Source organism: Bradyrhizobium sp. TM239 (assembly GCF_036247985.1).
Lineage (GTDB): Bacteria > Pseudomonadota > Alphaproteobacteria > Rhizobiales > Xanthobacteraceae > Bradyrhizobium > Bradyrhizobium ottawaense.
This window is the reverse complement of the sequence record NZ_BTIR01000001.1, coordinates 444382-465447: the sequence shown is the minus strand read 5'-3', so window position 1 is coordinate 465447 and position 21066 is coordinate 444382. Positions and strand designations below refer to the sequence as shown.

At 65.3% G+C, this 21066-nt stretch carries 28 protein-coding genes and 1 riboswitch; of the genes, 14 read left to right on the top strand and 14 right to left on the bottom strand.

The window, feature by feature from the left end:
- Nucleotides 1–30 precede the first annotated feature (30 nt).
- From AABA84_RS02295 to AABA84_RS02280, 4 genes are all read left to right on the top strand, one after another.
- A complete protein-coding gene (locus AABA84_RS02295) occupies nt 31–555 on the top strand; it encodes a YegJ family protein (protein WP_338309627.1) in 525 nt (174 codons plus the stop codon).
- A 48-nt stretch (nt 556–603) separates the two neighbouring features.
- On the top strand, nt 604–2124 hold the full coding sequence (gene hisS, locus AABA84_RS02290) for a histidine--tRNA ligase (RefSeq protein WP_338311211.1): 1521 nt from the start codon (nt 604–606) through the stop codon (nt 2122–2124).
- Nucleotides 2125–2179: 55 nt separating this feature from the next.
- Complete coding sequence (locus AABA84_RS02285; RefSeq protein WP_018318340.1) at nt 2180–2446, top strand: tautomerase family protein; 267 nt, start codon at nt 2180–2182, stop codon at nt 2444–2446.
- A gap of 89 nt (nt 2447–2535) precedes the next feature.
- Entirely contained in the window at nt 2536–2940 is a 405-nt protein-coding gene (locus tag AABA84_RS02280) for a thioesterase family protein (RefSeq protein WP_338311210.1), read from the top strand.
- Between the two features lie 97 nt (nt 2941–3037).
- Here the strand turns inward: AABA84_RS02280 and proC are convergent, their stop codons facing one another.
- Nucleotides 3038–3913, bottom strand: coding sequence for a pyrroline-5-carboxylate reductase (gene proC / locus AABA84_RS02275; protein ID WP_338311483.1), 876 nt, complete (start codon nt 3911–3913; stop codon nt 3038–3040).
- A gap of 127 nt (nt 3914–4040) precedes the next feature.
- On the bottom strand, nt 4041–4541 hold the full coding sequence (locus AABA84_RS02270; protein WP_212248406.1) for a YbjN domain-containing protein: 501 nt from the start codon (nt 4539–4541) through the stop codon (nt 4041–4043).
- Nucleotides 4542–4951: 410 nt separating this feature from the next.
- Nucleotides 4952–5112: riboswitch (FMN riboswitch) on the top strand.
- 75 nt (nt 5113–5187) lie between these two features.
- On the opposite strand from AABA84_RS02270, the gene AABA84_RS02265 reads away from it, so the two are divergent.
- Complete coding sequence (locus AABA84_RS02265; RefSeq protein WP_212248405.1) at nt 5188–5748, top strand: 6,7-dimethyl-8-ribityllumazine synthase; 561 nt, start codon at nt 5188–5190, stop codon at nt 5746–5748.
- 113 nt (nt 5749–5861) lie between these two features.
- Here AABA84_RS02265 and AABA84_RS02260 read toward each other — a convergent pair whose 3' ends face one another.
- From AABA84_RS02260 to AABA84_RS02235, 6 genes are all read right to left on the bottom strand, one after another.
- Complete coding sequence (locus tag AABA84_RS02260) at nt 5862–6815, bottom strand: ribose-phosphate pyrophosphokinase (protein WP_212248404.1); 954 nt, start codon at nt 6813–6815, stop codon at nt 5862–5864.
- Nucleotides 6816–7007: 192 nt separating this feature from the next.
- On the bottom strand, nt 7008–7622 hold the full coding sequence (locus AABA84_RS02255) for a hypothetical protein (RefSeq protein WP_338309630.1): 615 nt from the start codon (nt 7620–7622) through the stop codon (nt 7008–7010).
- Between the two features lie 187 nt (nt 7623–7809).
- Nucleotides 7810–8577, bottom strand: a complete 768-nt coding sequence (gene pgeF, locus AABA84_RS02250; protein WP_338309631.1) for a peptidoglycan editing factor PgeF — start codon at nt 8575–8577, stop codon at nt 7810–7812.
- The gene (locus tag AABA84_RS02245) at nt 8574–9692 is read right to left on the bottom strand and encodes a class I SAM-dependent methyltransferase (protein WP_338311209.1); all 1119 of its coding nucleotides are present in this window, start codon (nt 9690–9692) and stop codon (nt 8574–8576) included. The genes pgeF and AABA84_RS02245 overlap by 4 nt, the downstream gene beginning before the upstream one ends.
- A 20-nt stretch (nt 9693–9712) precedes the next feature.
- Nucleotides 9713–10558, bottom strand: a complete 846-nt coding sequence (lgt, locus tag AABA84_RS02240; RefSeq protein ID WP_212248400.1) for a prolipoprotein diacylglyceryl transferase — start codon at nt 10556–10558, stop codon at nt 9713–9715.
- A gap of 8 nt (nt 10559–10566) precedes the next feature.
- Nucleotides 10567–11304, bottom strand: a complete 738-nt coding sequence (locus tag AABA84_RS02235; RefSeq protein WP_338311208.1) for a dienelactone hydrolase family protein — start codon at nt 11302–11304, stop codon at nt 10567–10569.
- A 166-nt stretch (nt 11305–11470) separates the two neighbouring features.
- Between AABA84_RS02235 and AABA84_RS02230 the strand changes: the two genes are divergently transcribed.
- From AABA84_RS02230 to ychF, 4 genes are all read left to right on the top strand, one after another.
- The gene (locus tag AABA84_RS02230; RefSeq protein ID WP_212248398.1) at nt 11471–11722 is read left to right on the top strand and encodes an accessory factor UbiK family protein; all 252 of its coding nucleotides are present in this window, start codon (nt 11471–11473) and stop codon (nt 11720–11722) included.
- 265 nt (nt 11723–11987) lie between these two features.
- A complete protein-coding gene (locus tag AABA84_RS02225) occupies nt 11988–12704 on the top strand; it encodes a 50S ribosomal protein L25/general stress protein Ctc (RefSeq protein ID WP_212248397.1) in 717 nt (238 codons plus the stop codon).
- A 58-nt stretch (nt 12705–12762) separates the two neighbouring features.
- Nucleotides 12763–13368, top strand: a complete 606-nt coding sequence (gene pth, locus AABA84_RS02220) for an aminoacyl-tRNA hydrolase (protein ID WP_338311206.1) — start codon at nt 12763–12765, stop codon at nt 13366–13368.
- 5 nt (nt 13369–13373) lie between these two features.
- Complete coding sequence (gene ychF, locus AABA84_RS02215) at nt 13374–14471, top strand: redox-regulated ATPase YchF (RefSeq protein ID WP_338311205.1); 1098 nt, start codon at nt 13374–13376, stop codon at nt 14469–14471.
- Nucleotides 14472–14620: 149 nt separating this feature from the next.
- On the opposite strand, the gene AABA84_RS02210 is transcribed toward ychF, so the two are convergent.
- The gene (locus tag AABA84_RS02210; protein WP_135164855.1) at nt 14621–14917 is read right to left on the bottom strand and encodes a DUF4282 domain-containing protein; all 297 of its coding nucleotides are present in this window, start codon (nt 14915–14917) and stop codon (nt 14621–14623) included.
- 167 nt (nt 14918–15084) lie between these two features.
- On the opposite strand from AABA84_RS02210, the gene AABA84_RS02205 reads away from it, so the two are divergent.
- From AABA84_RS02205 to AABA84_RS02195, 3 genes are all read left to right on the top strand, one after another.
- Nucleotides 15085–15537: a MaoC family dehydratase gene (locus AABA84_RS02205; protein ID WP_212248394.1), complete on the top strand. Its 453-nt coding sequence runs from the start codon at nt 15085–15087 to the stop codon at nt 15535–15537.
- Nucleotides 15537–16019 (top strand): MaoC family dehydratase, encoded by a 483-nt coding sequence (locus AABA84_RS02200; RefSeq protein ID WP_338309639.1) that lies wholly within the window; start codon nt 15537–15539, stop codon nt 16017–16019. The genes AABA84_RS02205 and AABA84_RS02200 overlap by 1 nt, the downstream gene beginning before the upstream one ends.
- 199 nt (nt 16020–16218) lie before the next feature.
- Complete coding sequence (locus AABA84_RS02195) at nt 16219–16365, top strand: hypothetical protein (RefSeq protein WP_028140176.1); 147 nt, start codon at nt 16219–16221, stop codon at nt 16363–16365.
- 39 nt (nt 16366–16404) lie between these two features.
- Here the strand turns inward: AABA84_RS02195 and AABA84_RS02190 are convergent, their stop codons facing one another.
- From AABA84_RS02190 to AABA84_RS02170, 5 genes are all read right to left on the bottom strand, one after another.
- Entirely contained in the window at nt 16405–16542 is a 138-nt protein-coding gene (locus AABA84_RS02190; RefSeq protein WP_164936752.1) for a hypothetical protein, read from the bottom strand.
- 383 nt (nt 16543–16925) lie between these two features.
- On the bottom strand, nt 16926–17348 hold the full coding sequence (locus AABA84_RS02185; RefSeq protein ID WP_028140177.1) for a hypothetical protein: 423 nt from the start codon (nt 17346–17348) through the stop codon (nt 16926–16928).
- A 331-nt stretch (nt 17349–17679) separates the two neighbouring features.
- The gene (locus tag AABA84_RS02180) at nt 17680–18597 is read right to left on the bottom strand and encodes a hypothetical protein (RefSeq protein WP_212248392.1); all 918 of its coding nucleotides are present in this window, start codon (nt 18595–18597) and stop codon (nt 17680–17682) included.
- A gap of 272 nt (nt 18598–18869) precedes the next feature.
- On the bottom strand, nt 18870–19310 hold the full coding sequence (locus AABA84_RS02175; protein WP_038947455.1) for a nuclear transport factor 2 family protein: 441 nt from the start codon (nt 19308–19310) through the stop codon (nt 18870–18872).
- Nucleotides 19311–19533: 223 nt separating this feature from the next.
- Nucleotides 19534–19980 (bottom strand): nuclear transport factor 2 family protein, encoded by a 447-nt coding sequence (locus AABA84_RS02170; protein ID WP_212248391.1) that lies wholly within the window; start codon nt 19978–19980, stop codon nt 19534–19536.
- 294 nt (nt 19981–20274) lie between these two features.
- Here AABA84_RS02170 and AABA84_RS02165 point away from each other — a divergent pair, with 294 nt between their 5' ends.
- A complete protein-coding gene (locus AABA84_RS02165; protein ID WP_212248390.1) occupies nt 20275–20508 on the top strand; it encodes a hypothetical protein in 234 nt (77 codons plus the stop codon).
- A 171-nt stretch (nt 20509–20679) separates the two neighbouring features.
- Nucleotides 20680–21066 (top strand): hypothetical protein, encoded by a 387-nt coding sequence (locus tag AABA84_RS02160; RefSeq protein ID WP_212248389.1) that lies wholly within the window; start codon nt 20680–20682, stop codon nt 21064–21066.

The window sequence follows — 21066 nt, the reverse complement described above, 5'->3', positions numbered from 1 at the left end:
GACACATCTGGACATCAGGACATCGCGACCATGGCAACGAAACTCTCCCAACCCGCGAAATGGGTCGTTCTCGCCGCAATCACCGGCGTTTCCGTTTTCGGCATTCTGACCATCGGCCCCACGCACGAGGTGGTCGCGCAAGACCGCTCACCGATCGTCGACGTCCGCACCAGCGATCCCGAGATGAATGCCGCGATCGCGCGCGCCCGTGGCTCGCTTCCAACCTTCTGGGCCTCCTACGAATCGCCAAAGCCGTCGGAGGCCGGGCACGCCCTGAAGGTGCGCTTCTCGACCCGCAAGGGCGGGGAGCACATCTGGATCGGCGAGGTGAAGAAGCTGCCGAATGGGGCCTATTCCGGCCTGTTCGCCAACGAGCCGCGCGACCTGCCGGGCAAGCGGGCAGGCGACAAGGTCGAATTCGGCGAGGCCGACATCTCGGACTGGATGTTCATGCGCAACGGCAAGATCGTCGGGGGCGAAACCATCAAGCCGACGCTGAAGTCGCTGCCGAAGGCGGACGCGGATGCCCTGAGGGCGCGGATGGAGAAGCCTTAGGGCGAGGCAGCAGTTGCCGCCCCCTGCGTCGGCTGGTAAATGCCGCGCATGGCCGAGAAACCCAAAAAACCCCAGAAACTGAAGGCGCGGTTGCCGCGCGGGCTCGAGGATCGCGATCCCGCCGCGATCCGGGCGACGCGCGAGATGGTCGAGAAAATTCGCGCCGTCTACGAGCTCTACGGCTTCGAGCCGGTGGAGACGCCGGCGATGGAATACACCGACGCGCTCGGCAAGTTCCTGCCCGACCAGGACCGTCCGAACGAAGGCGTGTTCTCGTTCCAGGACGACGACGAGCAGTGGATCAGCCTGCGCTACGATCTGACGGCGCCGCTCGCCCGCTACGTCGGCGAGCGCTACGGCACCGACGCTCTGGTCTTGCCCTACCGCAGCTACCGCGTCGGCTACGTCTTCCGCAACGAAAAGCCGGGCCCCGGCCGCTTCCGCCAGTTCATGCAGTTCGATGCCGACACGGTCGGCTCGGCGACGCCGGCGGCGGATGCCGAGATCTGCATGATGGCGGCGGACACGATGGAGGCGCTCGGCATCGCGCGCGGCTCCTATGTCGTGAAGGTCAACAACCGCAAAGTGCTCGACGGCGTGCTGGAAGCCATCGGGCTCGGTGGCGACGAGAACGCAGGCCGCAGGCTGACCGTGCTGCGCGCGATCGACAAGCTCGACAAGTTTTCCGCCGACGAAGTGCGTAAATTGCTCGGCCCCGGACGATGGGACGGCGGCGAAGAAGGCAAAGGCGACTTCACGAAGGGCGCCAACCTCAGCGCGGCGGAAGCTGATGTCGTTCTCGCCATCACCAGGCCGCGCGAGGATTGGAAAGAAGCCATTGCCGCGGCCGAAACCTACCTCGCCAAGAGCGAGATCGGTCAAGCCGGCGTCATCGAGCTGGAAGAGATTGCCAAGCTGGTCACGGCGTCGGGTTACGGTGCGGACCGCATCAAGATCGATCCGTCCGTCGTGCGCGGTCTCGAATACTACACCGGCCCCGTCTACGAGGTCGAACTGCTGCTCGAGACCAAGGACGAGAAGGGCCGGCCCGTGCGCTTCGGCTCGGTCGGCGGGGGCGGGCGTTACGATGGCCTCGTCTCACGTTTCCGCGGCGAGCCGGTGCCGGCGACCGGCTTTTCGATCGGCGTCTCGCGCTTGCAGGCCGCACTGACGTTGCTCGGCAAGCTCGACACGCGGCCGGAATTCGGGCCCGTCGTCGTCACCGTGTTCGACCGCGACCGCGTCGCCGACTATCAGAAGATGGTGGCATCCTTGCGCACCGGCGGCATCCGCGCCGAGCTCTATCTCGGCAATCCCAAGAACATGGGCAACCAGCTCAAATATGCCGATCGCCGCAACAGTCCCTGCGTGATCATCCAGGGCTCGGATGAAAAGGCGCGCGGCGAGCTGCAGATCAAAGATCTGATCGAAGGCGCGAAGGCGGCCGCGGCGATCGCCTCCAACCAGGAATGGCGCGAGAGCCGACCGGCGCAATTCTCGTGCAGTGAAGCCGATCTCGTCGCCAAGGTGCGCGAGGTCCTGGCCCGCCATGACGTAAAGTGGGGATAGCCATTCCGGCAGGCCGTCATGGCCGGGCTTGTCCCGGGCATCCACGTCTTGTTTGATGGATGAGCACGTGGATGGCCGGGACAAGCCCGGCCATGACGACAGCAACAGGGAGAAAACGATGCCTGAGATCACTGTCAGCATGGCCGAAGGCCGCACCGACGAGCAGAAGGCCGGCATGATGCGCGACATCACCCAGGCGCTGGTGAAGAATCTCGGCGTCGACGCCGATGCCGTCGTCATCCAGATCAACGAAGCCCCGCTCCGCCACAAGATGAAGGGCGGCAAGACGTTCGTGGAACGCGCGGCGGCCGCGAAGAAGTAGCCACTGGCGGTTCGGCATTCACCGCTGTCGTCCCGGATCAGCGCTCGCTACGCTCGCTTGTCCGGGACGACAGCGGAGTTTGAGGCACCATGGACGCACGCGATTTCATCAAGGTCGGCATGAGCGCCGAGCGCATGCTGGTGGTCCCGGCGGAGCGCACGGTCGGGCATTTCGTGCCCGGCATGCCGATGGTCTACGCGACGCCGATGATGATTCTGGAAATGGAGATGACGTCGGGCGATGCGATCCGCGCCGCGCTTCAGCCGGGCTGGGTCACTGTTGGCACCGAGGTCGATATCCGCCATCTCGCCGCCGCCCTCGTCGGCGCGACGGTGCGGACCACCGCGAAGGTCGTCGCGGTCGAGCGCCGCGTCATTCGGTTCGAGGTCGAAGCGTTCGAAGGCCCGCGCAAGCTCGGCGAGGGCCGCCACGCGCGCGGGCTCGTCAATGTCGAGATGTTCAACAGGCGGTTAGCCGCGGGCACGACGCCGTAGGGTGGGCAAAGGCGCGAGGCGTCGTGCCACGGGTCTCTCCACGCTTGCGATTGAAATGGTGGGCACGCTTTCGCTTTGCCCACCCTACGGCACCGTCCTAGTTCGCCAATTCTTTCGACCGCTTGGTCGCCGCTGCGATCGCGCGAATCATGAGATCGCGCAGGCCCGGCTCGCCCATCAGCACGCCGAGCGCCGCGGCGGTGGTGCCGCCGGGCGAGGTGACGTTCTGGCGCAGCGTGGCGGAGGGAAGCTCCGACTGGTGCAGCAGCTCGCCGGAGCCGGCGACGGTTTCGCGCGCCAGCCTGGTCGCGAGCGACTCGGGCAGTCCGGCCTCAACGCCGGCGCGCGCGAGCTCCTCGGCGAGCAGGAACACATAGGCCGGGCCGGAGCCGGAGACGGCGGTGACCGCGTCCATCAGGCTCTCGTCATCGACCCATTCGACCGAGCCGGTGGCGCGCAGCAGCGCGTCGGCCACCGCGCGCTGCGCGGCGCTGACGTTATTCGCGGCGACCGCAACGGTGATGCCGCGGCCGATCGCGGCCGGCGTGTTCGGCATCGCGCGCACCACGGCGCCGCCGCAGACCTGCTGCAGCGAGGCAATCGTGATTCCCGCCATGATCGAGACCACCGATGTCTTGTCCGAGACGAACGATTTCAGTTTGGCGCCGGCCTCGCGGAACATCTGAGGCTTCACCGCGACGACCAGCGTCTCGACCGTGCCGACCGTGGCTGCATCGGGATTGAGCGCGACGCCTTTGGCGGCGAGCGCGGTGATCTCGGGCGAAATATGCGGATCGACCACCGCGACGCGGCGCGGATCGAGCCCGCCCGAAAGCCATCCGGTCAGCATCGCCCCGCCCATCTTGCCCGCGCCGGCGAGCAGGATGGTGCCGGTGATGTTTTGGAGGGTGCTGCTATCTGCCACTGCGATCACCTTGCAAACGGTGTCGTCCCTGCGAACGCAGGGACCCATAACCATCGGCGGTTCTAGTGGATCGAGAGCAGAGCAACAAGCCGCGCGCCACAAGAGGCATCACGCGGTATGGGTCCCGGAGCTTCGCTTCGCTCGTCCGGGACGACGGCGGAGGGCGGGGCGAGCCCTACGCCTCTCCCACCGTGTCGAACATCGCCGCGTCCATCGCTTCGGTCGTGGTCTTGCCCGCCCACACCACGAACTGGAACGCCGGGAAATAGCGCTCGCAGGCGTGGATGGCGCCGGCGAGCATGGCCTCGCATTGCGCGGTCGAGGCGGTGAGGCCGCCGGGCAGCACAAGGGCCTGGCGGTGCATGATCATGCCGGTGTTGGTCCACAGGTCGAAATGACCGACCCACAGCTGCTCGTTGACCGCGGCGACGAGCCGCTGCACCTCGCCGCGGCGCGCGACCGGAATCTTCATGTCGAACGCGCAGGCCAGATGCAGCGCCTCGATCTCGCCCATCCAGGTGAAGGAGATCTGGTAGTCAGTCCATTGTCCCTTGGAGACAATGGTGAGCTCGTCTTCGCCGGAGCGTTCGAACGGCCAGTTGTTGCTGGCAGCGATATCCTCGACCACCGCGAGCGGATGGCTTTTGGAATCGATAGTGCTTTCGAGCAGGGACATGCCGTCTCGACCTCTTGCCTTCTTGTTGTCCTTGATACGCACGCGGTCGGCCCGGCACGCTCCCTCAACGTCGCTGGTGCGATCCCTCGGATCAGCGCGGGCCTGTCGCGGATCAAGTGATGTGATTTGCGGAATCTGCGCAACGGGGTCCCGAGTCCGTCCACAAGTCAGGACTCGTTCGTCCACAGCTCATCTCCGCCACAATTCTTAACGGGGGACGTCCTCGATCCCGTTGGATGAGAACAAAGCGGAATCGGATTCGCGGGGGAGGGCGGCATTCGTTAATTCCGCCGGGCGAGGGCCGTGCCGCCATGACGGCATGGGACCATGCGCTTTCCCCATGCGGAACACGCTTGCTGCGGCCGCCGGCTGGCGTCATATTTCCCGTCAGGCCGTTCATCCCGGACGGCCGATGTTCTCAGGGCGGGGTGAAAGTCCCCACCGGCGGTAAGGGCCGAAAGGCCTAAGCCCGCGAGCGCCTTGCCTAAGGTCTTCTTGCCGAGGGGAAGGGTCAGCAGATTCGGTGCAACTCCGAAGCCGACGGTTAAAGTCCGGATGAAAGAGAACGGTCGGAGGCAGACGCATCGCAAGATGCGGCTGTTTGTCGTTCCGTGTGCCCTGATTCTGGTCCTTAAGAAGGAAAGCCATGAATCAGATGCTGCAAGACCCCAAAACCGAAACTTCCGAAGTCAGCCAACCGCCGGTTCCGCAAGGCCCGGCGCCCGACCACCCGCGCTTTGCCAAGCCGCAGCGGGTGGCCTTCGTGCAGGCCTGCTGGCACCGCGACGTGGTCGAGGAGGCCCGCATCGCCTTCATCAAGGAAGCCGAGGCGCGCCATCTCACCCATGTCGACGTGTTCGAGGTGCCGGGCTCGTTCGAGATCCCGCTGCACGCGCAGGTCCTCGCCAAGACGCGGCGCTACACCGCCATCGTCGCGGCCGGCCTCGTCGTCGATGGTGGCATCTATCGCCATGAGTTCGTCGCCGACACCGTGATCAAGGCGTTGATGGACGTGCAGCTGCGCACCGAAGTGCCGGTGTTCTCCGCGGTGCTGACGCCGCAGCAATTCCACGAGACCGAGGTGCACTACGACTTCTTCCGCAAGCATTTTGCGATCAAGGGCGTCGAGGTCGCGGCCGCTTGTGCAGAGACGTTGCTCGGCCTGGAGCGCCTGCGCGGCCAGGTCGCGGCGGGGATCGTGGGGTAAGCATGGTCATTCCGGGGCGCGCGTAGCGCGAGCCCGGAATCCATTGATCGACGCGGATTGCTGCAAGATGGATTCCGGGTTCGGCGCTCTCGCGCCGCCCCGGAATGACAGTGTCAGTCGAACAGGCTCGACACCGATTCTTCCGCCGCCGTGCGTGCGATCGCGTCGGAGATCAGGCTGGCGATCGGCAGCGTGCGGATATTCGGCGCCTTGGTCACCGCCTCCGTCGGCAGGATCGAGTCGGTGATCACGAGCTCCTTCAGCCGCGAGCCCGCGATGCGGGCGGCCGCGCCGCCGGAGAGCACGCCGTGGGTGATGTAGGCGTAGACGTCCTTGGCACCCTTGGCGATCAGCGCGTCGGCCGCGTTCACCAGCGTGCCGCCGGAGTCCACGATGTCGTCGATCAGGATGCAGGTGTAGCCGGCGACGTCGCCGATCACGTTCATGACCTCGGATTCGCCCGCCCTCTCGCGGCGCTTGTCGACGATCGCGAGCGGGGTGTTGATGCGCTTGGCGAGGCCGCGCGCGCGGGCCACGCCGCCGACGTCGGGCGAGATCACCATCGTCTTGGAGAGGTCGAACCTCTCCTTGATGTCGCGCACCATCAGTGGCGCCGCGTAGAGGTTGTCGGTCGGGATGTCGAAGAAGCCCTGGATCTGGCCGGCGTGCAGATCGAGCGTCATGACGCGATCGACACCGGCCTGCGTGATCAGATTGGCGACCAGCTTGGCCGAGATCGGCGTGCGCGAGCCCGACTTACGGTCCTGCCGGGCGTAGCCGAAATAGGGCAGCACCGCCGTGATGCGGCGCGCCGAGGAGCGGCGCAGCGCGTCGGTGATGATCAGCAATTCCATCAGATGGTCGTTCGCCGGGAACGAGGTCGACTGGATGATGAAGGCATCCGAGCCGCGGACATTCTCCTGGATCTCGACGAAGATCTCCATGTCGGCGAAGCGCCGCACCACCGCTTTGGTCAGCGGCAAGTCGAGGCCCTGCGCGATCGCCTGCGCGAGGGCCGGATTGGAGTTGCCGGCGACGAGCTTGATGGAGCCGTTTTTGGCCGACATGGACGCTTCCTCCCGCGCTTTGCTGGATACGACGTTCAACATCTCAGATCCCACTGGAAGCACGGTTACGACGGGCGAGGAAATATCAGGCCGGGGGCTGCGATGGCAACCCGGGATGCTACGTTTTCCCTTCGAAAATCCTGAGTCGGGCCAACGGCTTGGCCGCAACTTGAGGCCGTGGTTTAGCGGGGGTTATCGCTCGGCATAGCCGAGTGCCGTGGCCGGCATCTCCGCCACTGGGCCCTGCGGGATCACGCTCGCCACCGCCGGGCCCCGCAAGCCCGGAGCAGCGCCAGGTGTATCCGGCGTTCCGTTGATCATGTTGGAAAGTCCGCTGAATCCGGCCTGGGCGATCTTCCGCAGCACGAGGTCGTCAGCTGCTCCCCAGGGATCGCGGCTGCCTTTGGTCGAGGTCGGTTCCTCACCGGAGAGGCGCAGTGCCCGCTGCTGGTTGGCGTCGTAGACGTCCCAGACCCAGGCGATCACCGTCTTGCCGCGCACGATTTGGGCGGAGAGATAGCTGCGCACGCGGAAGGCAGCCGAGCCCTCGCGGGAGACGACGGACAGGCTGCGCAGCTTGGATTCGCTGTCGAGCACGCCGACCATGCGGTCGAACACCTGCGGCGGCGGCCCGTCGATCGATTCGAAGGCGACCGTTGCCCCAGAGCCGGCGCTCGGCGCCATTGCATAGGAGTTGGCGGCCCCACCGCCGCCGGCGCAGCCGCCAAGCGCGGTCGCTGCCCCGAGCAGCATGACCGCCAGCACGCGCGAACCCGCACGGCCCAGGATGAATGACGCGTCCCTCATTATGGAGGGCAGCGATATCGTTAAAATCGATTAAGGTCTAGGGCGGGAGCGACACAACACGCGGTCATTCCGGGGCGCGCCACTTGGCGCGAGCCCGGAATCCATTTCGCCGCGTGAACTGCCGCATGATGGATTCCGGGTTCTCGCTTCGCGAGCCCCGGAATGACACAGAGTGTTGCCTTTGTGTTCACCCCTCCAGCGCGATCGCGTGGACGTGGCGGCCGTAATCCGGCTCCTTGCGATGCACCGAGCGGCGATAGCTGAAGAAGCGCTCGTCGGCGTAGGTGTCGACGCCGAGATCGTCGATCATCAGGATGCCGGCGGCCTCCAGCCGCTTGCGGATGAAGCCGGCAAGGTCGAACATTGCGTGTCCCTCGCGCGCCGACGGGATGAAGTACATCGCGTTGTCGGCATCGGCCTCGATGAAGCGCACGACGAACTCGTTGCCGACCTCGTAGCTCTCCTGCCGGATCAAGGGGCCGATCGCGGCGATGATGCCGCTGCGCGTGGCGCCGAGTTTCTCCATCGCCAGAATCGTCGCTTCCAGCACGCCCGTCAGCGCGCCCTTCCACCCCGCATGCGCGCCGCCGATCACGCGCGCATTGGGGTCGACGAACAGCACCGGCCCGCAATCGGCGGTGGAGACGCCGAGTGCAATGCCGGGCGTGTTCGTCACCAGCGCATCGCCCTTCGGCCTCGGCCCGTTCGGCCATGGCGCCTCGGCGACCAGCACGTCGGGCGAATGGATCTGGTGCAGGCTGAGGAAGCGCTCCGGCGCGACGCCGACGTGCTCGGCCATGCGGCGGCGGTTTTCCGCGACAAGGGTCTGGTCGTCATTGGAGCCGAGGCCGCCGTTCAGCGCGGAGTAGATGCCTCCCGAGACACCTCCCTCGCGGGTGAAGAATGAGTGGCGCAGTCCGGGCACGGCGGACAGCAGTGACGAAGACAGCGTCATGAATCGCCTCCGGCCTGTTCGAGATCGCTGAGGCCGGCAATGCCTGTCAGCCGCGGCTCGGAGATGCCGAGCACCTTGAACATCGAGCCCATGCCGCTGCGCCCGGTGTCGGTCAGCCGCTTGAGGGCGATCGAAATGTCAGTGGCGACCTCCGGCGTTGCCTTCTGCATCAAGGCGGCAGCCCTTGTGTCGATGCCGATCCGCTTGAGGAAGTCGCCTTGCGTCACCGGTCCGTGCACGCGCGCGCCGAGATCCTCGGCCGCGCGCGCCAGCGCCTGGAAGTCGACATGTGCGGTGACGTCGGCCTGGCCCGGCGCCTTCAAGGGATCGGCGAAGGTGTGGCGCGCAATCGCCTGGAACGTGTCGCCGGCATCGCTGCGCAAATGGCCGTAATCGATGATCAGCGCGGCGCCGTCCTGGTCGCGCACGCGCGTGGCGAGCTTCATGATCTCGCCGTCGGGCCGCCATTCGAACACGGCGCCGACGGGCGCGGCGCGCACCAAGGGCGGCAGCAGCACGTCGAAGCGTGGCGTCGGTTCGGACGCCGCGCCGAATTGCAGTCTTCCGTTGCCGTCGATCTCGATCAAGCGCTCGTGCCAGCCGTTTTCGTGGCGGACCATCTGGTGGACCGGCAGCACGTCGAAATATTCGTTGGCGAGGATGATGCTCGGTCCCTCAGGCACGTCGTCGATGCTGTCGTGCCAGGCGATGTTGCGCACGCCCGACAGCGTCGCATTCTGCCGCTCGCGCAAGACGGGATTGACCTCGACCATGTGGATATGAAGCGCCTGGTAGAGCGGCGGCAGCACGCGAAGGGCGCGCAACGCGTCCGCCATCATGGTGCCGCGGCCGGGGCCGAGCTCGATCAGCCGCAGGAATTGCGGCGAGCCCATCTGCTTCCACACCGAGGCGGTCCATAGTCCCAGCAACTCGCCGAACATCTGGCTGACTTCGGGCGCGGTGGTGAAGTCGCCCTCACGCCCGAGCGGGTCGCGCGAAACGTAATAGCCATGGCGCGGATGCATCAGGCACAGTTCCATGTACCGCCAGACCGGCATGGGGCCCGAGGATTTGATCAGCGCCTTGATTTCGTTGAGCAGCGGCTGTTCGGTCACGGCTATCTTCTCGAAAGGAATTAACGAATGGCCCCTGCGGGCTTCGGCGCACCGCGCCTGACTGCCAATACAATAAGTATGCCGCCCACGATAAGCATCGGGATCGACAGCAGCATGCCCATGGTTAATCCGCCCCAGAGGAAGCCGAGCTGCGCGTCCGGTTCGCGGAAGTGCTCGCCGGCAATCCGGGTCAGACCATAGATCAGGATGAAGGCGCCGAGGATCATGCCCGGCCGCTTCAGCGCGCCGAGCCGGATCATCACCGCGAGCACGGTGAACAGCAGGATGCCTTCCATGCCGGCCTCGTAGAGTTGGCTCGGATGGCGCGGCAGCTGCGTTGGATCGTTGGGGAAGATCATCGCCCAGGGCAGGCTCGCATCGGTGGCGCGGCCCCACAATTCGCCGTTGATGAAGTTGGCGATGCGCCCGAGCAGCAGCCCGACCGGGGCGACCGCGGTGGTGATGTCACCGAGCGACAGGATCGAGATGCCATTGCGAAAGGCGAACCACATCACCGCGACGACGCAGCCGAGGAAGCCGCCATGGAAGGACATGCCGCCCTCCCACAATCGGAAGATCGCGGCAGGATGATCGATGAAGAAAGGCAGGTTGTAGAACAGCACGTAGCCGGTACGGCCGCCGAGAATGATGCCGAGCGTGACCCACAGGATGAAGTCGTCGATCTGCAGCAGCGACATCGGGGCGGGGCCGCCCCACAGGCGCTCCTTCTTCAGCAGCGAGCGCGCATAGAGCCAGCCGAACACGATGCCGCAGATATAGGCCAGCGCGTACCAGCGGATCGCGAACGGTCCGATCTCGAGCGCGATCGGCTTGAAGGCGGGGAAGTCGATGAGAAGAAGTTGCATCTCGCCTTCTATATCTGGACGAGATTGCGGCGATAGAGCGCCAAGAGACGCTCCCAATGCCGCTCGGCGGCGTCGCGGTCATAGACCGGGCGCTTGGGGAAGGCGAAGCCGTGATGCGTGCCGGGATAGATCTCGACCTCGGCTTTCGCGGCTTTCATGCCTTCTTTGACCTTCTCGATAATTTCCGGCGGCGCGTAGACGTCGGTCTCGGCGCAGGCGAAATAGAGCTCGGCCTTGGTCTTAGCCGCAGCCAGGTGCGGGCTGTCGGCCTGATCCGTTGCCAGCTGCACGCCGTAGACCGAGGCGGCCGCCTTGACCCTGTCAGGGAAATGCGTAGCGGCGTTGATGGCGTAGCGGCCACTCATGCAATAGCCGACGGTGCCGACCAGTCTGGTGTTCGCGGCCGCCTGGCCCTCGGCATAAGCGAGCAGCGCCCGGGTGTCGTCCATGATCATGGGAATGGTGAGCGAGCCCATCAGCTGGAACATGCGCTTGCGCTCCGGCGCGTTCGGATCGGCCGGCAGCGCGCCGAGCTCCATCACGCCGGAGCGGTAATAGAGGTTCGGCAGCATCACGTAATAGCCCGAGGTCGCGAGCCGGCGCGCCATGTCGCGCAGCTCTTCGCGGATCGCCGGCGCGTCCATGTAGAACAGGATGACCGGAAACGGCCCGCCGCGTTCGGGATGGCTGATGAAAGTTGCGGTGTGGCCGTCCCTGGTGGGGATCGCGATCTGCTGGTCGATCATCTCTTGTCGCCTTGTGATTCTTCTTATGCAGGGACGTTGAATACGATTGCAAGGAAACCGGGGCATGACAAGGATACCGCCGATCGGGTCTTGAACCGGTCCAATCGGATTGCCATTGTGTTTCGGAGCGTTCGCGCAAAGTTTATCGGAGCTTCAGGAGGCCGAAATGACCCAGACCAACAACCGGTTTTTCGACGAGATCGGCCGCCTGATGAACGATGCCGCCGGCGCGGCCCAGGGCGTCAAGCGCGAGTTCGACACGGTGATGCGCACCCAGGCCGAAAAATTCCTGCGCGACATGGATCTGGTCAAGCGCGAGGAGTTCGAGGCGGTCAAGGACATGGCCCGCCTGGCGCGCGAGGAGAACGAGGCGCTGAAGGCGCGCCTCGCGGCGCTGGAGGCCAAGCTCGGCGGCTGACGCCGGGACCGTAGCCCGGATGGAGCGCAGCGTAATCCGGGTGACTTGGGCAACAGGCGGCATTGGTCCCGGATTTCGCTGCGCTCCATCCGGGCTACAAGAGCTATCCGGTCCTGGCCGGCAGCCCATTCTCCTTGTCATTTCCGCATCTTCCGGGTAAAAGCCCGCCAGTTCGTGGCCCCCGCACCCCTGGAGGCTTGCTGCGAACGATGCCATGGGCCGCGCTGCGGCCCATTAACTTTTGCAAAAACAAGGACTTAACGACATGGCGACGACCGTCAAGGAATTGAAGGCGACCGCACGTCCGAAGAGCGGCAAGGGGGCCGCCCGGGCTGAGCGTCGCGCCGGGAAAGTGCCCGGAGTGATCTATGGTAACAAGCAACCCCCGCTCCCGATCTCGGTTGACGATCGTGAACTGCGCCAGCGTATCCTCGCCGGCCGGTTCCTGACCACGCTGGTCGACATCGACCTCGACGGCAAGAAGCACCGGGTGATTCCGCGCGACTACCACCTTGATCCGGTCAAGGATTTCCCGATCCATGTCGACTTCATGCGGCTCGGCGAAGGTGCCACCATCCGCATCAGCGTTCCGCTGCACGTGGTGAGGGCAGAAGGTTCGCCCGGCGTGAAGCGCGGCGGCGCCGTCAACATCGTCGCGCATGCGATCGAGCTCGAATGTGGCGTCGAGAGCATTCCGCAGTACATCGAGGCCGACGTCGGCTCGCTCGAAATCGGTCACTCCCTGCATCTGGCTGACATCAAGCTGCCGGCCGGCGTGAAGGCGCTGACCCGCGAGGACGCGACCCTCGTCACCATCGTGCCGCCGTCCGGCTACGCCGAAGAGCAGAAGGCCGCGGCTGCGGCTGCAGCTCCTGGCGCTGCTGCGGCAGCTCCGGCGGCTGGCGCTGCGGCTCCGGCTGCGGGTGCTGCTGCTCCGGCGGCGGCTGCCAAGGCTCCCGCCGGCGGCGACAAGAAGAAGTAATCTCTCAAAGCTGGCGCGCGGTCTCTGATCGCGCGCCGAGCGAGGGGCGCGCCGCGTCATGCGACTCTTTGTTGGGCTCGGCAATCCCGGCGCGAAATACGCACGTAACCGGCATAATATCGGCTTCATGGCCGTCGACGAGATCGCGCGGCGTCATGGTTTCGCACCATGGCGCCGTCGTTTTCAGGCCGAGACCTCGGAAGGCACGCTCGGCACTGAGCGCGTGATCCTGCTCAAGCCCACGACCTACATGAACGATTCCGGCCGCGCCGTGCAGGAAGCCGCAAGCTTCTTCAAGATCGCCATGGGCGACGTCACTGTGTTTCATGACGAGCTCGAGCTGCCGCCGGGCAAGGTGCGGGTGAAGATCGGCGGCGGCATCGCCGGCCATAACGGCCTGCGCTCGATCTCGGCGCATATCGGCAACGACTATCGCCGGGTCCGGCTCGGTATCGGTCATCCCGGCGTCAAGGAATTGGTGCACGGCCACGTGCTGTCGGACTTCGCCAAGGCCGACAACGACTGGGTGACGACGCTGTGCGAGGCGGTGGTCGAGCACGCCGCACTGCTCGCCAAGGGCACGGATGCGACCTTCGCCAACAGGGTGCATCTCGCCATGCAGGCGAAGGGATTTTTGACCAAGGACGACAACGGCAAGGAATAACGCTCGTGGGATTCAAATGCGGGATCGTCGGATTGCCCAATGTCGGCAAGTCGACCTTGTTCAATGCGCTGACCGAGACGGCCGCGGCGCAGGCCGCGAACTATCCGTTCTGCACCATCGAGCCGAATGTCGGCGAGGTCGCGGTGCCCGATCCGCGGCTCGACAAGCTCGCGGCGATCGCCAAGTCGGGACAGATCATCCCGACCCGGCTGACCTTCGTCGACATCGCAGGGCTGGTCCGCGGCGCCTCCAAGGGCGAAGGTCTCGGCAACCAGTTCCTCGCCAACATCCGCGAGGTCGACGCCATCGCGCATGTCGTGCGCTGCTTTGAGGATTCCGACATCACCCATGTCGAGGGCAAGATCGCCCCGCTCGCCGACATCGAGACCATCGAGACCGAGTTGATGCTCGCCGATCTCGACAGCCTCGAGAAGCGTGTCGACAACCTCACCAAGAAGGCCAAGGGCAACGACAAGGACGCCAAGGAGCAGCTCGACCTCGTCAACCGCACCCTGGTGCTGCTGCGCGAGGGCAAGCCCGCGCGCCTCGTCGAGCGCAAGGCGGAGGAGGAGCGCGCCTTCGGCATGCTCGGCCTGTTGTCGTCAAAGCCCGTGCTCTATGTGTGCAATGTCGAGGAAGGCTCGGCCGCAACGGGCAATTCGTTCTCCAAGGCGGTGCAGGAGCAGGCCGCCAAGGAAGGCGCGGTTGCCGTCGTCATCTCGGCCAAGATCGAATCCGAGATCGCGACCATTTCGCGTGAGGAACGCGCCGACTTCCTGGAGACGCTGGGCCTCGAAGAGGCCGGTCTCGATCGCCTGATCCGTGCCGGCTACACGCTGCTCGACCTCATCACCTATTTCACCGTGGGCCCGAAGGAAGCGCGCGCCTGGACCATCTACCGCGGCACCAAGGCGCCGGGCGCGGCCGGCGTGATCCATACCGATTTCGAGAAGGGCTTCATCCGCGCCGAGACGATCGCGTTCGAGGATTACGTCGCGCTGGGCGGCGAAGCCGGCGCGCGCGATGCCGGCAAGCTCCGCCTCGAAGGCAAGGAATACGTCGTCGCCGACGGCGACGTGATGCATTTCCGGTTCAATACGTAAGGGCTGAATCTCGTGCCCCGGACGCAGCGCAACGCTTCTTCAGCGGTGCGCTGCAGAGCCGGGGCCCAGAAGCTTCGAATTGTGGATGCATGGGTCCCGGCTCTGCGTCGCGTCATTTCATGCCGCGCCGCGTCCGGGACACGAGAGCCTCACCGCATCCCGCTGCCCTGGTCGCGGATGGCGCCGAGATGTTCGTTGATGCGGAAGACGATCAGGATCAACTCCGCGAGGATGCGCGAGAACACGATTCCGACGACGACGCTCGCGATCGATGACAGCAGCACCAGGAAGCCGCCGAACGGGCTGATCGCCATCGCAGCCAGCCCTGAGAAGATGCCGGAGAGGCCGAACAGGCAGATCAGCGCGATCACCAGCCAATAGAAGGTCTTGATGATCGTCGGCGTGATGAAGCGGTCCCACTGAAACAGATCGCTGAATGAAAACATTGCTCTCCCCAGGGCATCGGGCCTTGGTAATGGATCTCTGGCCCTCGGTTGATCCGACTCAAGACCAACGCCGCCACCCCGTATGTAGCACGAGCCATGCGGGCCGGCGGGTTGAGATTGCCGCAAAGTGCGGCCACAATCTGTCATTTCCGCTAGCCAATCCCAAGATGACCCTGACCTTCGAAGATTTCCCGCCCGGCCGGTTCGGAACATTCGGCCCGCGCCACGTCACCCGCGACGAGATTCTGGCCTTCGCGGCCGAGTTCGATCCGCAGCCGATGCATCTGGACGAGGAGGCAGCAGCCAAGAGCATGCTGCGTGGCTTGTCCGGCTCGGGCTGGCACCTCTGCTCGCTGATGATGCGGATGATGGCGGACGGTTTTATTACCCGCGCCGCGTCGCTGGGGTCTCCCGGCGTCGACGAGGTGCGTTGGCTCTCGCCGCTCAGGCCGGGTGACGACCTGACACTCGATGTCGACGTGCTGGAGGCCCGCACCTCGAAGAGCCGCCCCGAGCTCGGCATCGTCAAGTTCAAATGCACCGTACGCAATGCCCAGGGCCAGGCGCTGGGCGAGATGACCTCGCCGATCCTGATCAAGCGGCGCGAGGGGGCGGCCTGATGCGGTTCTTCGACGACATCGAGATCGGCCAGCGCCGCGAGATCGGCGCCTATACGTTCACGGCCGAGGCCATCAAGAATTTCGCCGCGAAGTTCGATCCACAGCGTTTTCATCTCGACGAGGAGGAGGGCAAGAACTCGCTGTTCGGCGGGCTTGCCGCCTCGGGCTGGCATGTCGGCTCGGCCTGCATGAGCCTGCTTGTCGCCGACGGCCAGCGCCTAGCGCGCGAAGCCGTAGCGCGCGGCGAGGAGGTTGCGGTATGGGGCCCCTCGCCGGGCTTTCGCGACCTGCGCTGGATCAGGCCGGTGCTCGCCGGCGACACCGTCGCTTACGTCAACGTCGTCACCGACAAGCGCACCTCGGCCTCGCGCCCCGGCTGGGGCATCCTGACCGCCCGCACCACCGGCACCAACCAGCGCGGCGAGGAGGTCTATTCCATCACCGCCAGCGCCTTCGTGCCGATGCGCGCAAAGAGCGGTTAGACCTGTTCCAGGATGAACGGGCAAATGAGTGCGCGAGTGTTGCCCGCGCGCTATGGACGCGATTCCGGGCGGCTGCCATAAGCCTGCGCAACATGGATTATCCGCGAAGCAGTTGGCGGAACCATCGAGTTGCTAACCAATTATGAACCTGTCGCTGTCTAATTGAAACGAATTGGGCAGAGTACAGGGGACGAGGACCATGGCAGATCGCGGCGCACTCAAGCTTGTCGGATTTCTCTTCGCTACCGCGACGCTGGCAGTGATGCTGGTCGCCGGCATGGTGGTGAAGGGCTATGCCGATGGCGCCTACACCCTGGAAGCCTCGGCCGTCGACGCGAGCCGGTAATAATCTGTTAAGTTTTCGGGGCCGGAAAACGGCCCCGCCTCAGCGGCTGTAGACGAACGCCAGCACCGCGATCGCAACCACCAGCAATCCGACAAAGCGCAGCATGATCGTGCCGAGCTGATTGGGCGCGGGCCGCAGCGAGATCGGGTCCGTGTTGTCGGGCCGAATGCTTTCCATGAAATGTCCCCCGGCCCGGCCGCAAGAGAAGCGGGCGCTTGGCATTGGTCGTCGGGAAGGCGCGGGGGGTTCAAATGCGCACCGCATGGCTACGGTGACGGTGTGAACGTGCGTCCACCGTCTTATGCGGCCTTTTTTCAGCCACACCCACCGCCGTCATGCCCCGGCTTGACCGGGGCATCCAGTACGCCGCGGCGGAGGTGGGGAGAGCGAGCCCGCCAACGCCGGCCCTGGGATACTGGGTCGCCCGCCTTCGCGGGCGATGACACTTGTGTTGAGGAACGGGGTGCGGACCCCCGGCTACGCTTGTACGACACCCAGAATCAAAACCGCCGCGCACCCTTCCGGGGACGCGGCGGCTCGGTGATGCTTGGCGCCAGTGCTTAGCTATTGCGCAGGCCGTCGGCGGCGCGCTTCCACTGCGCGACGTTGTCGGCGATCATCCGCGTCGACTTCATCGCGGCCTGGCTGAGCTGGGCGTAGCCGGAGATCTCGCGCTGGACGCGCTGGCCCTCGGCATGCAGCAGGTCACGCAGGCTCTCGAGCTCCGAAATCAGATTCTCGATCTCGGCGAGCGAGGTGCCGGCGACGCGCTGGATCAGCGAGTTGACGTTGGTGACGGTAGCCTCCGCGCTCGGATCGAGCGGGGGCGCATCCGTGGTCGTCGCCGCCGGACGGCGCAGATAGGCGATGTCGTTGCGGACGAAGTCGCGGATGCCGGCTTCGACTTCCGTAACTGCAGCGAGGTTGGTGTCGACCGTCTCGGTCTCGGCGGCTTCGGTCTTTTCCGGACGCATGGCGTTCATCGTTATTCCCCTGTTCGCGTTGAGCGCAGCGCGAGTGTCCCCCGCACGACGACGTCTGTGAGGCAACCCGCATCAGGGCGCCGGAATTGGGCCGCAAATGGGCCGAGATGCGGCAAGGGCGGACCATTCGGGGGTTTTGCCGTGGCGTATGGTTACGAGAGTCTGAATGGCGGTAACGCGCGTCGGAACCCATCCCCTCATGCTGAGGAGCGCGCCCCTTCGCGTGCGTCTCGAACCATGCCGGCCCCGCTCTCGCAGCGCGGCCTCGATCCTTCGAGACGCGCTGCTTTGGAGCGCCCTCAGGATAAGGGGCAAAGAGTAGAGGCTTGGCCTACCAGCTCTTCTTGAAACCCGCCGTCACGCTCTTGTTGATCGCGCCCTGCGAGGTCTCGCCGACCGAGCCGGAGACGGTGACGTTATCGAACAGTTTTTGCTCGGCGCCGACCTTGCGCAGCCATTTGTCGTCGGTGGTCGACAGCGTCTGGCCGGCGGTGACGCTGGTGCCGGTGTCGGCGAGGGTGACCTTGGCGGACTGGTCGGTCTCGTAATTGCGGGTGATGTGGCCGCCGATGCCGGGGACCGCACTCGTGCCCTGCTGGTTGACGCTGTAGCCGTTCTGCAGCGTCAGCGAGGTGTCGCCGGACAGCGGCACCGATTTGGTCAGCGAGGCCCCGAGCTTGCTCTGTTCCGAGCCGGGATCGACGCGGGCTTCCACCGCGGTCTTGTCCCAAATTACTCCGGCGCCGGGCGCGGTCGCCGTCGCCCAGGCGCTGCCGGAGGATTGCGGCAGGTTGCCGCCATTGGTGGCCTTTTGCGCCAGCAGCTCGGACATCGTCCGCGGCTCGCTGGTCACCGTCATGTCGGCGCCGATCCGCGTATCCCAGAACGAGAACACGGACTGTTTCACCGTCACCGCCGAGGAGCCGTTCGCATTGGCATTCGACGACCAGTCGAGGCCGTCCTTGGCGGCGGCCTGGGCGCGCTTCTTGGCGGCGATGGGATCAATGCCGGTGCCGGCATCGACCGCGAGCTGACTCCAGTCGAGCTTGTCGACGTCGATGCCCTTGAGCACGTCGGGGTCGTTGACGTCGGGGGCCTCTGCCGTCTCGGTCTCGGCCTCGTCGGACGCGGCCGCGGGTGGGGAGAAGGGGGGAATGATCTGCGCCGAAACCGTCAGCACAGAGCCCAAGATGAACGCGGCCGCCAGCACCGGCAGCCTGGTCCAGCCACAACCTGTCGAGAATTCCATCGTCCTGCCCGCCAACCCCAGCGCACGTTGTCCGCCAATATAAGACGGTCCTTGGTGATGACCATGCGCCATTCGGTCTGCTTGCATCAATGCGGATTTATCGTTGCGAAATTGTGGCAACTCGCGTGGGGGACGCGAACCAACGGGCCGCGCGAGAGGCGCGCGCCCGACGACGAGCTTCCGGCACGACGGCATCCGGCGGGGCTGGAGGCCAGGACGTCGTGTCAGGCATTGTCATCGGTCCCGAACAGCGGGGCCCGTTGGCGTCCCCCTCAACCGACGCTGGTCATCTTCGGCAGATGAATGGCGCGGCCGAGTGCCTGCTCGACCAGGTCGAAGGTATCGATCAGGACCCGCATGCTGGTGAGCTTGCCCGCCCTGAACTGGGCGAACTGCGCGACCCGCAAGCTGATCGGCTTGTTGGAATCCAGTGCCGTCAGCGAATAACGCAGCATCGAGGCGGCGGAATCGACGCCCAGCATGATGCTCTCGCGGTCGAAGCGGCGGACCTGGAAATTGTCGGCGAGCTGGCGGATGACGTCGAGCACGGCGTCCTTGCCCTGGCGCGCGCCGAGGAACGGAAACATGTCGATCGGGCCGTAGAGTGCCCACTCGACGTCCTCGTCGATCAGGGCCTCGATGTCCTCGAAATGCCGGTCGTTGATCGCGCGGTGCAACGCACGCGAGAAACGCCAGAGGCTGTGCTCTGTCATTTTGGGCAGTCCTGAAGCTGGCTTGCGGAAACGGAAAACGACCCCATGCGCAGTCAGGCGATGGGGCTCAACTCATTTGTATACGAACAAAATACCCGATTTCGGCCAAAACGCAATTCACGTTTTCGCAATGCACAATTGATGGCGAAATGTGAGATTTGCAATAGAACCCCGTAATCTCCCGGGTCCCGGCGGCTCGCGCGCCGGTTCCAGGGGCGGAGGATCAGTCCACCCCGGCGCCGACGATCAGCGGCCCGATCTCGCGCTCCAACACCTGCTGCACCAGATCGTAGGAATCGATGATCTCGCGGATCTCCGCCACCAGCCCGCCGCGGAAGGTGTAGAACACGGCCATGTCGAACTGCACGATGCGGTCGTTGCTGCGTTTCCTGAAATAGGCCTGCATGTAGGTCGCGACCGCCTCGCCTTCGGCCAGGATGTGCGGCGCCTTGTAGCGAATCTCCGAATAGCGCGACCAGACCGTCTGCCAGAGCGCACGCAATTCGGCCTTGCCGTGGCGCGGCACCAGGTGCGGCAGCACGTCGATGGGCGCATGGGTGAGGAAGTCGACGTCGTCGGTGCAGCACGCCAGCGCGGCCTCGAGATCGCCGCGCGCGAAGGCGTCGAGCAGATGCAGCACGCGTTGCCTGTTCAGCGATTCAATCGTCATGCTGCTCCTGTCCTCGCTGGCCTGCTTTGCAAACGCTATCGTGCGGCTCGCGGGTCCATCGATCCGCAAAATCACAGGGTGATTGCAGGGTATGACGCGCGAGCACAATGCCCGGTTCATGGGGTGCAATTGCGGGTTGCGTGCGTTTCCGCATGCAAAAATTCGCTCGGCGCTTTGCGTCCTGCGTGACGCCGCGTGCACATCGCGGTCGCATCCTGCCATGCGCCGGGCGTTGGAACCCGGACCCATCGGCGCCCGTTGAGACGCCGATATCGCATCCGGAGACATCGATCCATGAAAGCCCCGCTTTTCGCCATCGCCGTCGGGCTTCTGATGCTTGGCGCGACCTCCGCCGCCAGCGCCAAGGGCTGCATCAAGGGCGCCGTCGTCGGCGGCGTCGCCGGTCACTACGCCGGCCACCACGGCGTCCTCGGCGCCGCCGCCGGCTGCCTCTACGGCAGGCATCACGCCAAGGAACAGGACAGGCAGCGGCAGCAGAGCCAGATCAACGGGCAGGGGAAGTTGTAGCCCTCGTCACGCTGAGGCGAGTGAGGCGGCCACCGCTCTCTCCCTCCCCCCTTGCGGGGAGGGGCGGGGAGAGGGGTAGCCACGAACTCAGACCTAGGCGCGTGACCCATCTCACATCACGCCCATCCCATCGCAGCTAACGTCATCGGCATGTCATCAGGGAGACGTGCCATGGCTGCCCTCGCCACCGTCAGAAAGTCCCGCCTGCACAACGCGCTCGAAGGCCTCGCGCTGACCGCGATCCTGCAGAGCTTCCCGACCTTCGCCGCTGCCGCCTTCCTGCTCAAGCTCTGCGGCAACCACGATCTCGTCGGCGACCCCGGCGTTGCCATCTTCGTCGCCATCGCCTCGCTCGCCCACGCCATGCTCGCCGTGACCTTCGGCCCGAGCTTCCCGGCCTTCCTCAAGACCGTCTACGAGCCGAAATTCTTCGAAGCCCATCTGTCGCTGTCCGACAAGATCACGGCATGGCGCACCCAGCCCGTCGCCTCGCTCCAGCTCGTGACCATCGTGCTGCTGCTATCGGTGATGGCCGTGGTGACGGCGAGCGTGGGATGA